Raw genomic sequence first — 14,948 nt, 5'->3', positions numbered from 1 at the left:
CTCGCAGTATGCTAACGTTTAAATTCCGTGATGCAGTGGTAGAAGCAATGAAGACGTTTTTCAGAACAGTTTTGTTCGGCACCCTGATGGCCGTATGCGCAAATAGCTACGCGCTCAGCGAGTCCGAAGCCGAAGATATGGCCGATTTAACGGCAGTTTTTGTTTTTCTGAAAAATGACTGTGGATACCAGAATTTGCCTAATGGGCAGATTCGTCGCGCACTGGTCTTTTTTGCCCAGCAAAACCAGTGGGACCTGAGTAATTACGACACCTTCAATATGAAAGCGCTGGGTGAAGACAGCTACCGCGATCTCAGCGGTATCGGCATCCCAACAGCAAAGAAATGCAAAGCGCTGGCGCGTGACTCTCTGAGCCTGCTGGCCTACGTTAAATAATCTCCGGCGCAATCAGGGTTGAGAGTGCAGTTACTCTGGCTGTACCAGCGTCAGGGCAACGGATTGCGCTTTTAATTCAGCCTGCGCGTTTGGCGGTAGATTCACATCGGTAACAACATCGGTAAAGCAACTAAGCGGCGCGACGTTAAATAACGAATGTGCGCCGTACTTACTGCTATCCGCCAGCAATACCTTCCGTTGGGCATTCGCAATAATTTCCTGCTTTAATCCCGCTTTGTCTTCCGTTGGCGTGGTTACACCCTTTTCCATACTCCAGGTGTTACAGCTCATAAAAGCAATATCAGGATAGACGCTGCGCAACATTTTCCGGCCAAACTCACCAATACAGGACTGGCTGCTGTCATCGATGCGTCCACCGACGATCGTCACCTCTATCTGACGGAATTCTGACAAAAACAGGGCAATATGCAGATCAACGGTAATCACTCTCAGCGGCAAATGCGTCAGACATTTTGCCAGCTCCAGCATTGTGGTACCGGCATCAAGCACCACGGCATCACCCGCACGCACCATTGAGGCGGCAAAACGCGCAATCGCCCGTTTCTCAGCAGGCGATCGCAGTTGCTTTTCGTTTGTGGTTGGCTGCGCCGCTTCAAAGCGTCGTAACGCAACACCGCCGTGGCTGCGGCTGATCACACCCTGTTCATCCAGCTTGATGAGATCGCGCCTGATCGTTGCTGGAGAGGCGTCAACCGCGTCAACCAACTGTTCCACGGTAACCAGCGTATGATTTTTCAAATACGCCACAATCTTATCCAGACGGTGTTGCCCTTTCATAACAGTAAATTACGCCAGTTGCATTGCCAGTTTGATCGATACGGCCATGCTCTCAGATTTTGCTTTTCCCGTCCAGGCGATATCAAATGCCGTACCGTGATCGGCAGAGGTACGAATAAACGGTAAACCTGCTGTGATATTTACACCATCATAGAAACCCAGCAATTTCAGCGGGATATGCCCCTGATCGTGGTACATCGCCACCACCATGTCATACTGACCTTCATAAGCCTGTAAAAACACGGTATCCGGCGGGCACGGACCGTAAACATCCATCCCCTTCGCTTTCATATTCTCAATCGCGGGTCCGACAATACGAATTTCCTCATCGCCAAACAGGCCATTCTCTCCGGCATGTGGATTCACCCCCGCAACGGCAATACGCGGGTGTGCAAAGCCTACGCGCTTCAGGAAGGTATCCGCGATACCAATCACCGTTTCGACACGTTGCCCATTGAGCGTATCAAGGAATTTGCGCAGTGCGATATGCGTCGAAACATGGATAACTTTCAGCTTATCGGTGTACAGCACCATCGCATAGTCGCGGCTTTCGGTCAGCGTTGCCAGCAGTTCGGTATGTCCAGGATAATTGTGTCCGCCGAGATGCAGCGCTTCTTTGTTCAACGGCGCGGTCGCGATGGCATGTACATCCCCCTTCATCGCCAGTTCAGTCGCCCGCTTCACACAGCGATAGGCCAGATCGCCCGCCTGCGCCTGCACTGTACCTGGGAGCAGTTCGTCAGGTTTCGCCAGCGGTTCATCAATCACATGAATCGTATCTGGCGTGAATCTGGCATCGGCGACCTGTTCAATAGCGCGAAATGTTACTCCGTCAGCCAGCCCCTGAGCCTGTAACCGCTGCAGCGTTTTTAGGCACCCAACCACCACCAGCGGTGCACCATTAAGTTCATCTTCGCGTAGCGCTTTAACAATAATTTCCGGACCAATCCCCGCCGGGTCTCCCATCGTAATCGCAATTGTTTTAGTTACCACGGTACATCTCCTCAATAAAATACAGCGCATCGCAAAGGGTCGTATCAGAACCGAATCCACCCGCTTTGGTAATAACCGGCAAGTCGTCAATCTCGCTATTCACAAACGTTCCGCACGGAATACAGGGGGCGACCTCACTGTGGATGCGATACCCTTCAGCACCCAACGCACTGGCGACCGCCGTGGCAATATCGCCTCCGGTCAGGAACAATCCGCCGATACGTGCTTGTTCAATAATGCGCAGCGTTATCTCCCCTAGACGCTGGCTCAGCAGTTCTCCCAACTGCTGGCGACTCATCCCCACGTTGAAACACAGCGTGTCGATCATGTCCCGGTCTTCTGCACATCGACTGGTGCGTAAGATCGTGTGCTGCTGCTGGCTCAGTTGCGCGCAAGCCTGTTCAATAACAGAGTCCATTTCCTGTGCAAATGACGATGCAACCAACCGCGCGGCATCGATATCAACGACTTTTGCCCGGCCCTGACACACTGCTTTTTCCACCTGACGTCGCGTTGCCTCACTCATTGAGCCAGCCACAACCAACACCGGTAATTCCTGCTTCTCTTGCATAAACGTTGCGGCCGGTAGCGCATTGGCCAGCCCTGCCGCCCCTACGAGCAGCGGCATCTGTTTTTGCTCACAAACCGCCTGCGCAATGAGCGCGAGATCTCGCTCTTCCACGGCATCCACCACCACCATACATTCGCCGGCTTTTGCAAAAGCACTCAGCAGCGCACTCAAACTTCCCCGACGCACATCCACCAGCGACACCTCATGTACAGGGACATCGCTTTGCAGCGCGACCAGTTCAGCAATACGCGAAGAGTGAATAGGCGTTTTTGGATCGCTGGCGAATTCCGTTTCCAGCAGCGGCACACCATGGACCAGGCACAAGCCATCCTGCGTGGTGCGCCCGGCAGCAGGAATTGCCGCCGCAATCACGGCCAGCGTCCGACCGGCTGTACGCATGGCTGCAGTGACTTCAGCCCCCACATTGCCACGAAATGTCGAGTCTATTTTTTTGTATACCAGCGGTGTTGCTTCGCCCTCACACCATGGCGCTAACGCTTGTTGTACAGCCGCGGCGGCCTGCGTTGCCAGCATCGCCCGGCTTTCCGTATTGATGACCAGAACATCGGCGCGGCGCGACGGTTTCTGCGCTGGGGTCAGCATTACTTCGGTACGCGCCCCTTTTTTCGCCAGCTGTACGCCGGTATCGTTAGAGCCCGTAAAGTCATCGGCGATAACGATCATTTTCATGCTTTCTTCTCCTGCACAGTCTGACGAGACTGCCTTTTCGCGACCCACGACGTAAGAATTGGCGTCAGAATGGCGGTTGTAATGACTGACGCAGCGATCAGCGGCGCTGCCGCAGCGGCAACCTCTGCCAGCGAGGGATCGGCCTGTGCTATGGCCAGTGGCGTCGCGACGGCGTTCCCCGCCGTACTGGATGCCGCAGCACCAGCAATACCACTCCCGCCAACCAGACGATCGGCACGAATGTTAAAGAAGCCGCCCACAAAGGTGGTCAGCACACCCAGCAGAATGCCCGCCAGACCGCCTTGCAGCAGCATTTCCAGGTTAATACCGGCTCCAAGTGCAAATGCAAAGAAAGGAATAAGCAGTGGACCACCTTTGGTCAGGAAGTCACGCATATTAGCGTCGAGGTTACCGAGGATCATGCCAACCACCAACGGAACAAGAACCGCCACCAGCGCCATGATAGGAATATTTGCCATACCCGCCGCGCCCAGCGCGATCATGGTAAAGAAAGGTCCGTCATTCAGAGACAAAATGGAGATCGCGCCAACATCGCGTTCATTGCCAAACTCGCCAACCAGCGCCGCGTAAAGCCCGCCATTGGAGTTACTCATTGCCGCAATAATGGCAACACCGCTTAAGCCAAAGATGCCTTCCGCGCCAAACAGGTGTTCAACCCCGAGACCAATTGCAATCGCGACCAATAACTTGGTCAGCGTAATCGTGCCGCCTTGTAGCAAAGCTTGCGGCGCCGCCTTTACGCTAATTCCCGCGCCCATACAGAGCAGGAACGCGCCAATCAAGGGAGCCGCGCCATTCTTAAATAAAGCAGTGGTGAATCCACCGATCTGCAACGCCTGCGGGGCAAAAGTGTTGATAATGGCACCGATAACCAACGGCACAACCATCATGCCGCCGGGTACGCGTTCTATTGCCTTCTTGATGTTCATGGTCTTCCCGCCTGTTGTTATGTTGTGATTAAATAAAATCACAACGATTATATTCAATCAAAATAAGATCACAAACGCGGCAGATCACAGTTTTTGAATGATTAATAAAAATCAAATAATCATTCGGATGAAAAAAAAGCCGGGTTTGTCTCACCCGGCTTCATTGATATCTGAAATATCTCAGGATTGATGCACAAATTCGCGGTATGCCGCCACAACCTGAAGAAAGTCCTCTACACCACAGAGCGAAAAACTTTCTTCGTCGTAGTAGCTCATCCCCTCTTCCATCTCATCGCCAGAGAACTCCAGCTGATTAGCGCGAACCATCACTTCTTCGCCATCCAGCCAGAGCGTGTATTCATGCCCTGCTCGCTGCCAGGAGCGCTCACTGCCCTTAACCGCACGCGCTGCCTGTTCCACTTCATCAAGTAAGGCCAGGTTTTCTTTCACTTCCTCATTAAACCAGTGCCCCACCACCTCGTGGCCCATGGACATACGCACTTTTACCACCCCGGTAATATCGCGCAGAAATTCGTAATCCATAATGTCTTCCTCTACTCCCGGCAATGCGCCAATACCGCATTGCGCCTTGCTGTAATTATCGCAGCAGCGCGGCAGAAAAAAAGCGTAGTGGGTATAAGGAATAGAAATAAAAATGCCCGGAGAAGCAGACTTCTCCGGGCATTGATGCGTTTTTACACAAAATGCTTTAGGGCATTACACCGCGGTCTGGAAAATCACACCATCGGCTTTCTCGGTGTACTGAGACAGCTGGTCGAAGTTCAGATAACGGTAAGTATCTACGGCAGTTTTATCCACCTGTGCCACATAGGTCTGGTACTCTTCCGCCGTCGGCAGTTTGCCGATCAGCGCCGCAACCGCCGCCAGCTCCGCAGAAGCCAGGTAGACGTTCGCCCCGGTACCTAAACGGTTCGGGAAGTTACGGGTAGAGGTCGACACCACCGTTGCGCCGTCGGCTACACGCGCCTGGTTACCCATGCACAGAGAGCAGCCTGGAATTTCGATACGCGCACCGCTCTTACCGAACACGCTGTAATAACCTTCTTCGGTCAGCTGTGCCGCATCCATACGGGTTGGCGGAGCCACCCACAGACGCGTTGGCAGTTGGCCTTTGTGCGCATCCAGCAGCTTACCAGCGGCACGGAAGTGGCCGATATTAGTCATGCAGGAGCCGATGAACACTTCGTCGATCTTCTCGCCCTGTACGTCAGACAGCAGACGCGCATCGTCCGGATCGTTCGGTGCACACAGGATTGGCTCTTTGATATCCGCCAGATCGATGTCGATCACTGCCGCGTATTCTGCGTCAGCGTCGGCTTCCAGCAACTGCGGATCCGCCAGCCATTTTTCCATGCCCTGCACACGACGTTCCAGCGTACGGCGATCGCCGTAACCTTCTGCGATCATCCACTTCAGCAGAACGATGTTAGAGCTCAGATACTCAACGATCGGCTCTTTGTTCAGCTTAATGGTACAACCGGCAGCAGAACGTTCAGCGGAGGCGTCGGTTAATTCGAACGCCTGCTCCACTTTGAGATCCGGCAGACCTTCGATTTCAAGAATGCGACCAGAGAAGATGTTCTTCTTACCTTTCTTCTCAACGGTCAGCAGACCCTGTTTGATCGCGTACAGCGGGATGGCGTGTACCAGATCGCGCAGGGTGATACCCGGCTGCATTTTGCCTTTGAAACGCACCAGAACGGATTCCGGCATATCCAGCGGCATCACGCCGGTCGCAGCAGCAAACGCCACCAGACCAGAACCTGCCGGGAAGGAAATCCCGATAGGGAAACGGGTATGGGAGTCACCACCGGTACCTACGGTATCCGGCAGCAGCATGCGATTCAGCCAGGAGTGAATAACGCCGTCGCCCGGACGCAGCGACACACCGCCGCGGTTCATGATGAAGTCTGGCAGCGTGTGATGCGTGTTCACGTCAACCGGCTTCGGATACGCCGCAGTGTGGCAGAAGGACTGCATCACCAGGTCAGACGAGAAGCCCAGGCACGCCAGGTCTTTCAGTTCGTCACGGGTCATAGGGCCAGTAGTATCCTGAGAACCGACGGAGGTCATCTTCGGTTCGCAGTACGCGCCCGGACGGATGCCTTTCACGCCGCAGGCACGGCCAACCATTTTTTGTGCCAGGGAGAAGCCACGGCTGCTTTCCGCCACGTCTTTCGCCTGACGGAATACGTCACTGTGCGGCAGACCCAGCGCTTCGCGCGCCTTGGTAGTCAGGCCACGACCGATGATCAGCGGGATACGGCCACCGGCGCGTACTTCGTCGATCAGGACTTCGGTTTTCAGCTCAAAGCTTGCCAGCAGTTCGCCGGTTTCGTGGTTGCGTACTTCGCCTTTGAACGGGTAAACGTCAATCACGTCGCCCATGTTCATGTTCGACACGTCCACTTCAATCGGCAGTGCGCCCGCATCTTCCATGGTGTTGAAGAAGATAGGTGCAATTTTTCCGCCGAGGCACAGGCCGCCGCCGCGCTTGTTCGGCACATGAGGAATGTCGTCACCCATGAACCACAGCACGGAGTTGGTTGCGGATTTACGCGAAGAACCGGTACCGACAACATCACCCACATAAGCCAGCGGGTAACCTTTTTTCTGCAATTCTTCGATCTGTTTGATCGGGCCAACCACGCCCGGCTGATCCGGTTCGATACCTTCACGGGCGTTTTTCAGCATCGCCAGCGCGTGCAGAGGGATATCCGGGCGAGACCATGCATCCGGTGCCGGAGAAAGGTCATCGGTGTTGGTTTCACCCGTCACTTTGAAGACGGTAACGGTGATTTTTTCAGCCAGAGCCGGACGGTTCAGGAACCATTCGGCATCAGCCCAGGATTGCATTACCTGCTTCGCATATTCGTTGCCCGCTTTGGCTTTTTCTTCCACATCGTAGAAGTTATCGAACATCAGCAGCGTTGAAGAGAGCGCTTTGGCGGCAATCGGTGCCAGTTTTGCATCGTCCAGCGCGTCGATCAGCGGATGAATGTTGTAGCCACCCTGCATAGTGCCCAGCAGTTCAATGGCTTTTTCTGGGGTAACCAGCGGGGAGGTGGTGTCGCCTTTTGCGACAGCGGCGAGAAAACCAGCTTTAACATAAGCGGCTTCATCTACGCCAGGAGGAACGCGGTTGATCAACAGGTCTAACAGGAATTCTTCTTCGCCCACAGGCGGGGTCTTCAGCAGCTCGACAAGTGCAGCCATTTGGGTTGCGTCTAAAGGTTTTGGCACAATCCCCTGGGCAGCACGCTCAGCTACGTGCTTACGGTATTCTTCTAGCACGACGATATCTCCTCGCTCTCATTGTCATAATGCGGCGCTTTTGTAGATGGGCGATTCTCTTCACGCTCCTGTGAGACAGTAGTTAGTAGGGTAAATGCCCGGTACCGCATAAGGCACAATAACAGGATTTTCATTAAGTGTTAATCCGTTTACAAAAAAGCAACATAAAAAATTGGCTGAATCGTTAAGAATGGTATAGCGACAAGGTGAGGCGAAATTAAGTCAGCTTAAAATCGCCCATAAACGGTTAATTTTCAAGCGCGATCGGCTGAATATTCCAGCGATTTTTCCGCCATCACATATAATTGTGTAATAAATACTCACACTCTTTTTCCGGACGTATCTGGTGAATCAACCATAAAAGTCAAAACTGTCTAACACGGGTGAATAATACTCGCGGCAACAGGAACGCCTCACGGCACAGCGCTCGTCTCGTTGGAGTCATTTTATGAAGTTGCCCCTTAAGCCACATCTGCTTGTCCTTTTGTGCAGTGCCGGGCTGTTTGCCGCCTCTGGCGTGATGTTTGTTAAAAGTCGCACAACGGAGCCTGCTGCTCCGGCCCCCGTTGCGCAGCAACCGTCAACACCGGCCCCAGCTCCCGTAGCGGCCCCCGCCCCGGTAGAGCAAACTGCACCCGCCGTGGCACCAACCTACTCAGCAGCACAAATCGATCAGTGGGTTGCACCTATCGCGCTCTATCCAGACTCGCTGCTGTCGCAAATTTTGATGGCCTCAACCTATCCGGCTAACGTCATCCAGGCCGCACAGTGGTCAAAAGACAATCCCAAAATGCAGGGCGATGCCGCCATTCAGGCCGTTGCCAGCCAGCCCTGGGATCCCAGCGTGAAATCGCTGGTCGCTTTTCCTCAGTTGATGTCGCTGATGGGTGAAAATCCGCCGTGGGTACAAAGTCTGGGCGATGCTTTCCTCGCACAGCCGAAAGACGTCATGGATTCCGTTCAACGTCTGCGCGCGCTGGCGCAACAAACCGGCGCGCTGCAATCAACACCGCAACAGACCGTCACCACCGTGACCAAAGCGGCACCGGCGAAAACCGCCACCAGCACGTCAACAACCAGCACTACCACCACGACAAGCCCTACGGTCATCAAGATTGAATCCGCCGATCCGCAGGTGGTGTATGTTCCAACCTATAACCCGAACACGGTTTACGGTACCTGGCCGAATACCGCCTATCCGCCAACCTATCTGCCACCAACGCCCGGTGAGCAATTTGGTAACAGCTTCGTCAATGGTTTAGGCTTCAGCCTTGGTGTCGCCACAACCTATGCCATCTTCAGCAACATCGACTGGGATGACGACGACGACCACCATCATAATGATGACTGGGATAACCATGGCGGCTATAACCGCAACGGTGATAACAACATCAACATTAACGTTGATAACTTCAATAAAATCAGTGGTCAGCGCCTGACAGATGCCAACCGTACCTGGCAGCATAACCCGGCCTACCGTGAGGGTGTGCCTTACCCAAATAGCCAGCTCAATAACCGCTTCCACCCCACTAACACGGCAACCGGATTAAGTTCGACCCAGCAAAGACCGGTCAACCGTGATAACCAGCGCCAGGCCGCGATGAGCCAAATGGAAAAATCGACGGGGAAAACATTCCCGCAGACGGCACGCTCGGGCACGAAAGACGCCCAGCGTCAGGCATCGAATCAACAGCTGAAGCAAATTTCCCAACGTAATAACTACCGCGGTTACGATACCAAACCGCACACCGCGAAGCGGACGAGCACTCAGCAGCGTGAGAATCGCCAGGCAGTCGCCCAGCGACAGGAGAAACGGGTCACGCAACCGGCACAACAACGCAATGTGCAACAGCGCAATCTTCAACAGCGAACCAGCCAGCCACGCGCCAATGCGCTGAGCGGTAACGACAGTCGCTCCGCCAACTGGCAGGCACAGCAACAGCGAGGTGCCCAGAGCCGGCAGGTCGCCCGTAATCAGCCATCGCGCCAGCCTTCTGGCGGGCGTGCTGAACACCGTGAATTCCGTCATCGTTAAGGGAACCGACATGAAAAATAAACTACTCAGTGGAATGGTGTTGTTCATGGTTTCGGCCACCGCGATGGCACAACAATCCTTCAGCACACCAGACCAGGCAACAGATGCGCTGGCAAACGCTATCAGTGAGCAAAATGAAAGTGCAATGAGCAACCTGCTCGGGGAAAACTGGCGTGATTTTCTGCCGCCAGAAGGCGTCGATCCTGATGCAGTTGATCGCTTCCTGCGTGACTGGAAGGTACGCCATAGCACTGTCATCGACGGCAATACGGCGCATCTTGTGGTTGGGGACAGCGACTGGCAACTGCCAATCCCGGTCGTCAAAAACGCTTCAGGCTGGCAATTTGATATCAAGGAAGCGGCCGAAGAGATCCTGACCCGTGAGATTGGACGCAACGAACTTGCTGCCATCGAGGCGTTGCACGCCTATGTGGATGCTCAGCAGAGCTATTTTGCGATGAACCAGAAATACGCGCAAAAGATTGTCAGTTCTGAAGGGAAAAAGGATGGTCTGTACTGGCCTGTTTCGCCGGGCGAAGCGCCAAGCCCGCTTGGCCCAGCCTTCAGTCCACAGGAGCCGGGCATGGGCTATCACGGCTATCGCTTCCGGATCCTTCCCGATAAAACCAGCGGTTTTGCCATGGTAGCCTGGCCCGTTAGCTACGATCACACCGGCGTGATGAGTTTTATGATTAACGGTGAAGACAAAGTCTACCAGGCCGATCTCGGTGTTGAATCACAGCAGAAAGCACAAGCGTTAACCACATTCCATCCGGATAAAAACTGGCAACCTGTAGCGCCCTGATACCGAGTCGGAAGGTTAGTAGGCCGGGTAAGGCATAGCCGCCCCCCGGCAACCCGCAACAAATTACAGGATGTTAGCGACAGATTTCGCCAATTGAGCTTCCAACACCGGCTTCGCTTCTTCGAACTTCAGATTCACTTTGTTAGCATTAGACACAACGCGGGTCTGGTATTTTGCGCGATCGCCTTGCGCGCTGCTGGTTTGCAGCTTGATGCCAGATGTCCCTTGACGCAATGCAGCAACATTATCCGTTGTCACTTTCGCTTTGCTGCGTTCAGAGATTTGCAGGTCAGTAACCATGGTGTAGTTAACGTCTTCCACCATCGCATCCGCGGCCATGCCGATCAGCCCCGCCGCGATACCAACACCCAGCGCCGCACCAGAGGAGTTGCTGTTATAAGCGGTAATCCCCGCGCCCAGCGCTGCGCCCATCGCGGCACCTTCGTAACCCGTTTTCAGGAAGCCTTGAGCTTCACGCAGATCCATTTTGTCCGCTTTCAACACGTTCGCCTGTACCCAGTAATAAGCGCTGTCTGGCGAACTGGTCACTTTATACCCCTTCGCTGACAGGTCATTTGCCAGCAGGGTTTGCAGGTTACTCATGTCTTTGTCAGAGGTGTTTTTTACCTGAATGTAAACGGTCTTCTCGCTGGAAGGCTCCAGCCAGATGGTTTCACTCATCTGCGTTTTCACTTCAAGGTTACGTTTTTTAACGGCGGTGGTCATCGCACCACAACCGGTCAGCGTCATTGTCGCGACAACCATGCCAACAACCGCGATTTTTTTTAAAGACATGTATTTTCCTTTTTCGTGTAATAGAGAGTCCAGAGCCTCTTCTCCGTGCGGCCAGTAGCCACACAATGGCGAAAAAAGTATCGGCAGTTGCGCAATTTTTTTTAGTGGAAATATCAATGAGATGACTACTAAAACTGGTAGTTTTCAGGCAAAAAAAACGCCTCCGAAGAGGCGTTTTCACAAAAGCGGGAAGATTACTTTTTCTTCGCTTTCGGGTTTGGCAGGTCGGTAATGCTACCTTCAAAGATTTCTGCCGCCAGGCCAACGGACTCGTGCAGAGTCGGGTGCGCGTGGATGGTCAGCGCGATATCTTCTGCGTCACAACCCATTTCGATCGCCAGACCGATTTCGCCCAGCAGCTCGCCGCCGTTGGTACCGACAATCGCACCACCGATAACACGGTGAGATTCTTTGTCGAAAATCAGTTTGGTCATACCGTCTGCGCAATCGGAAGCGATAGCACGGCCAGAAGCAGCCCACGGGAAGGTGGCGGTTTCGTAGCTAATGCCTTTTTCTTTCGCTTCTTTCTCGGTCAGACCAACCCATGCAACTTCTGGTTCAGTGTATGCAATGGATGGGATAACTTTCGGATCGAAGTAGTGTTTCTTGCCGGCGATAACTTCAGCGGCAACATGACCTTCATGAACACCTTTGTGTGCCAGCATCGGCTGACCGACGATATCGCCGATAGCAAAGATGTGCGGCACGTTGGTGCGCAGCTGTTTGTCAACGCGGATGAAGCCACGGTCGTCAACTTCCACGCCAGCTTTGCCCGCGTCGAGGTTTTTACCGTTCGGTACACGACCGATAGCGACCAGCACAGCATCGTAACGCTGAGCTTCGGCAGGGGCTTTTTTGCCTTCCATGGAAACGTAGATACCGTCTTCTTTCGCTTCAACGGCGGTCACTTTGGTTTCCAGCATCAGGTTGAACTTCTTGCTGATGCGCTTGGTGAAGACTTTAACCACGTCTTTGTCGGCAGCCGGGATAACCTGGTCGAACATTTCAACCACGTCGATCTCTGAACCCAGCGCATGGTACACGGTACCCATTTCCAGACCGATGATACCGCCGCCCATTACCAGCAGGCGCTTAGGAACAGTTTTCAGTTCCAGTGCATCGGTGGAATCCCACACGCGCGGATCTTCATGCGGAATAAACGGCAGTTCGATCGGACGGGAACCCGCCGCGATGATTGCGTTGTCGAAGTTGATCACGGTTTTGCCGTTTTCGCCTTCAACTTCCAGGGTGTTTGCCCCGGTAAATTTACCCAGACCGTTAACCACTTTCACTTTACGGCCTTTGGCCATACCCGCCAGACCGCCGGTCAGTTGAGTGATAACTTTTTCTTTCCAGGTACGAATCTTGTCGATATCGGTTTTCGGCTCGCCAAAAACGATACCGTGTTCAGCCAGCGCTTTGGCTTCTTCGATAACTTTTGCTACGTGCAGCAGCGCTTTAGAAGGGATACAGCCGACGTTCAGACAAACACCGCCAAGGGTGCTGTAACGTTCTACGATGACGGTCTCCAGACCTAAATCTGCGCAACGGAAGGCAGCAGAGTAACCTGCAGGGCCTGCCCCAAGTACCACGACCTGAGTTTTGATTTCAGTGCTCATCATGACCTCTTAATTTATACCCGTCGTCCAGCGGGTCGTTCTATCCGCCCGTATTTTACAAAATTGTTAACAATTTTGAAACAACAAACGGCAACCGATTTGTCTTTCGCACAATAACCTCACTGACTTCATGAGATTACCAGAAAAAAGCCGGCCGTCGGGCCGGCTTTTTCGCTTACATCACCAGGCGGCGAATGTCAGACAGCATGTTGTTGATGATGGTGATAAAGCGCGCACCATCCGCACCGTCAATTACACGGTGGTCGAAGGAGAGCGAAATCGGCATCATCAGACGCGGCATAAACTCTTTACCGTTCCACACTGGCTCCATAGAGGACTTGGAGACACCGAGGATAGCCACTTCCGGCGCGTTCACAATCGGCGCGAAGTGGGTAGTACCCAGGCCACCGATGCTCGAGATGGTGAAGCAACCGCCCTGCATTTCGCCAGCGGTCAGCTTGCCATCACGCGCTTTCTTGGAGATCACGGTCAGTTCACGAGACAGCTCGGTAATGCTCTTCTTGTTCACGTCTTTGAAGACCGGAACAACCAGACCATTCGGAGTATCAACCGCTACACCGATGTTGATGTATTTCTTCAGGGTCAGGCGCTGACCGTCTTCAGACAGGGAGCTGTTGAAGCGCGGCATCTGTTCCAGAGCTGCGGCAACGGCTTTCATGATGAAGACTACTGGGGTGAATTTCACGTCCAGTTTACGTTTTTCAGCTTCGGCGTTCTGCTGTTTACGGAACGCTTCCAGATCGGTGATATCGGTCTTATCGAAGTGAGTAACGTGCGGGATCATCACCCAGTTACGGCTCAGGTTAGCACCAGAGATTTTCTGGATACGGCCCAGTTCCACTTCTTCGATTTCACCAAACTTGCTGAAGTCCACTTTCGGCCAAGGCAGCATGCCCGGGATACCGCCACCTGCTGCTGCAGCCGGAGCCGCTTCAGCACGCTTGATAGCGTCTTTCACGTAAGCCTGAACGTCTTCACGCAGGATACGACCTTTACGGCCAGAACCTTTCACTTTCGCTAGGTTCACACCGAATTCGCGCGCCAGGCGACGAATCAGCGGCGTTGCATGAACGTAAGCGTCGTTTTCAGCAAACTCAGATTTGCCTTCCGCTTTTGCGGCCGGAGCTGCGGCTTGCGCAGGGGCACTGTTGCAAAGTTAGCGATGAGGCAGCCTTTTGTCTTATTCAAAGGCCTTACATTTCAAAAACTCTGCTTACCAGGCGCATTTCGCCCAGGGGATCACCATAATAAAATGCTGAGGCCTGGCCTTTGCGTAGTGCACGCATCACCTCAATACCTTTGATGGTGGCGTAAGCCGTCTTCATGGATTTAAATCCCAGCGTGGCGCCGATTATCCGTTTCAGTTTGCCATGATCGCATTCAATCACGTTGTTCCGGTACTTAATCTGTCGGTGTTCAACGTCAGACGGGCACCGGCCTTCGCGTTTGAGCAGAGCAAGCGCGCGACCATAGGCGGGCGCTTTATCCGTGTTGATGAATCGCGGGATCTGCCACTTCTTCACGTTGTTGAGGATTTTACCCAGAAACCGGTATGCAGCTTTGCTGTTACGACGGGAGGAGAGATAAAAATCGACAGTGCGGCCCCGGCTGTCGACGGCCCGGTACAGATACGCCCAGCGGCCATTGACCTTCACGTAGGTTTCATCCATGTGCCACGGGCAAAGATCGGAAGGGTTACGCCAGTACCAGCGCAGCCGTTTTTCCATTTCAGGCGCATAACGCTGAACCCAGCGGTAAATCGTGGAGTGATCGACATTCACTCCGCGTTCAGCCAGCATCTCCTGCAGCTCACGGTAACTGATGCCGTATTTGCAGTACCAGCGTACGGCCCACAGAATGATGTCACGCTGAAAATGCCGGCCTTTGAATGGGTTCATGTGCAGCTCCATCAGCAAAAGGGGATGATAAGTTTATCACCACCGACTATTTGCAACAGTGCC

Annotated in this window: 12 protein-coding genes and 1 pseudogene; 3 read left to right on the top strand and 10 right to left on the bottom strand. The window is 53.6% G+C overall.

Features of this window, described 5'->3' with window-relative positions; all coding sequences use genetic code 11:
• Positions 1-47: 47 nt before the first annotated feature.
• Entirely contained in the window at positions 48-395 is a 348-nt protein-coding gene (locus OGY67_RS06685) for a YacC family pilotin-like protein (RefSeq protein ID WP_032941691.1), read from the top strand.
• Positions 396-425: 30 nt separating this feature from the next.
• Here OGY67_RS06685 and OGY67_RS06680 read toward each other — a convergent pair whose 3' ends face one another.
• The 6 genes from OGY67_RS06680 to acnB form a co-directional block, all read right to left on the bottom strand.
• On the bottom strand, positions 426-1,193 hold the full coding sequence (locus OGY67_RS06680; RefSeq protein ID WP_032942381.1) for a DeoR/GlpR family DNA-binding transcription regulator: 768 nt from the start codon (positions 1,191-1,193) through the stop codon (positions 426-428).
• Positions 1,194-1,202: 9 nt separating this feature from the next.
• Positions 1,203-2,186 (bottom strand): D-threonate 4-phosphate dehydrogenase, encoded by a 984-nt coding sequence (locus OGY67_RS06675; RefSeq protein WP_082196955.1) that lies wholly within the window; start codon positions 2,184-2,186, stop codon positions 1,203-1,205.
• Positions 2,176-3,447 carry a D-threonate kinase gene (gene dtnK, locus OGY67_RS06670; RefSeq protein WP_174770696.1) on the bottom strand — a complete coding sequence of 424 codons (1,272 nt, stop codon included), beginning with the start codon at positions 3,445-3,447 and terminating at the stop codon, positions 2,176-2,178. The genes OGY67_RS06675 and dtnK overlap by 11 nt, the downstream gene beginning before the upstream one ends.
• The gene (locus OGY67_RS06665; RefSeq protein ID WP_048214928.1) at positions 3,444-4,397 is read right to left on the bottom strand and encodes a 2-keto-3-deoxygluconate permease 1; all 954 of its coding nucleotides are present in this window, start codon (positions 4,395-4,397) and stop codon (positions 3,444-3,446) included. Before OGY67_RS06665 ends, dtnK begins: the two co-directional genes overlap by 4 nt.
• Positions 4,398-4,577: 180 nt before the next feature.
• Entirely contained in the window at positions 4,578-4,940 is a 363-nt protein-coding gene (gene yacL, locus OGY67_RS06660; RefSeq protein ID WP_020996227.1) for a protein YacL, read from the bottom strand.
• A 174-nt stretch (positions 4,941-5,114) separates the two neighbouring features.
• Positions 5,115-7,712 carry a bifunctional aconitate hydratase 2/2-methylisocitrate dehydratase gene (acnB, locus tag OGY67_RS06655; RefSeq protein WP_008786215.1) on the bottom strand — a complete coding sequence of 866 codons (2,598 nt, stop codon included), beginning with the start codon at positions 7,710-7,712 and terminating at the stop codon, positions 5,115-5,117.
• A gap of 448 nt (positions 7,713-8,160) precedes the next feature.
• Here acnB and OGY67_RS06650 point away from each other — a divergent pair, with 448 nt between their 5' ends.
• Together OGY67_RS06650 and OGY67_RS06645 are read left to right on the top strand one after the other, a co-directional pair.
• Entirely contained in the window at positions 8,161-9,747 is a 1,587-nt protein-coding gene (locus tag OGY67_RS06650) for a DUF3300 domain-containing protein (RefSeq protein ID WP_286573806.1), read from the top strand.
• A 10-nt stretch (positions 9,748-9,757) separates the two neighbouring features.
• Positions 9,758-10,552, top strand: coding sequence for a DUF2950 family protein (locus OGY67_RS06645; protein ID WP_008786213.1), 795 nt, complete (start codon positions 9,758-9,760; stop codon positions 10,550-10,552).
• Positions 10,553-10,615: 63 nt separating this feature from the next.
• On the opposite strand, the gene traT is transcribed toward OGY67_RS06645, so the two are convergent.
• The 4 genes and pseudogenes from traT to OGY67_RS06625 form a co-directional block, all read right to left on the bottom strand.
• Positions 10,616-11,347, bottom strand: coding sequence for a conjugal transfer complement resistance protein TraT (gene traT, locus OGY67_RS06640; protein WP_048236127.1), 732 nt, complete (start codon positions 11,345-11,347; stop codon positions 10,616-10,618).
• Positions 11,348-11,541: 194 nt separating this feature from the next.
• Positions 11,542-12,966, bottom strand: a complete 1,425-nt coding sequence (gene lpdA, locus OGY67_RS06635) for a dihydrolipoyl dehydrogenase (protein ID WP_003829486.1) — start codon at positions 12,964-12,966, stop codon at positions 11,542-11,544.
• Between the two features lie 175 nt (positions 12,967-13,141).
• Positions 13,142-14,134: pseudogene (gene aceF, locus OGY67_RS06630) on the bottom strand (dihydrolipoyllysine-residue acetyltransferase); the annotation flags it as partial.
• Positions 14,135-14,180: 46 nt separating this feature from the next.
• On the bottom strand, positions 14,181-14,885 hold the full coding sequence (locus OGY67_RS06625; protein ID WP_001067855.1) for an IS6-like element IS26 family transposase: 705 nt from the start codon (positions 14,883-14,885) through the stop codon (positions 14,181-14,183).
• Positions 14,886-14,948 lie beyond the last annotated feature (63 nt).

The sequence above is a fragment of the Citrobacter sp. Cpo015 genome (assembly GCF_030333035.1).
GTDB lineage: Bacteria > Pseudomonadota > Gammaproteobacteria > Enterobacterales > Enterobacteriaceae > Citrobacter > Citrobacter portucalensis.
The sequence above is the reverse complement of the archived record's forward strand: the minus strand, read 5'-3'. Positions and strand labels throughout refer to the sequence as shown.

Excerpts from the sequence above, each read along its gene's own strand:
- OGY67_RS06685 (WP_032941691.1), top strand. The coding sequence starts at position 48 with ATGAAGACGTTTTTCAGAACAGTTTTGTTCGGCACCCTGATGGCCGTA.
- OGY67_RS06680 (WP_032942381.1), bottom strand. The coding sequence starts at position 1,193 with ATGAAAGGGCAACACCGTCTGGATAAGATTGTGGCGTATTTGAAAAAT.
- dtnK (WP_174770696.1), bottom strand. The coding sequence starts at position 3,447 with ATGAAAATGATCGTTATCGCCGATGACTTTACGGGCTCTAACGATACC.
- OGY67_RS06665 (WP_048214928.1), bottom strand. The coding sequence starts at position 4,397 with ATGAACATCAAGAAGGCAATAGAACGCGTACCCGGCGGCATGATGGTT.
- yacL (WP_020996227.1), bottom strand. The coding sequence starts at position 4,940 with ATGGATTACGAATTTCTGCGCGATATTACCGGGGTGGTAAAAGTGCGT.
- OGY67_RS06650 (WP_286573806.1), top strand. The coding sequence starts at position 8,161 with ATGAAGTTGCCCCTTAAGCCACATCTGCTTGTCCTTTTGTGCAGTGCC.
- OGY67_RS06645 (WP_008786213.1), top strand. The coding sequence starts at position 9,758 with ATGAAAAATAAACTACTCAGTGGAATGGTGTTGTTCATGGTTTCGGCC.
- traT (WP_048236127.1), bottom strand. The coding sequence starts at position 11,347 with ATGTCTTTAAAAAAAATCGCGGTTGTTGGCATGGTTGTCGCGACAATG.
- lpdA (WP_003829486.1), bottom strand. The coding sequence starts at position 12,966 with ATGAGCACTGAAATCAAAACTCAGGTCGTGGTACTTGGGGCAGGCCCT.
- OGY67_RS06625 (WP_001067855.1), bottom strand. The coding sequence starts at position 14,885 with ATGAACCCATTCAAAGGCCGGCATTTTCAGCGTGACATCATTCTGTGG.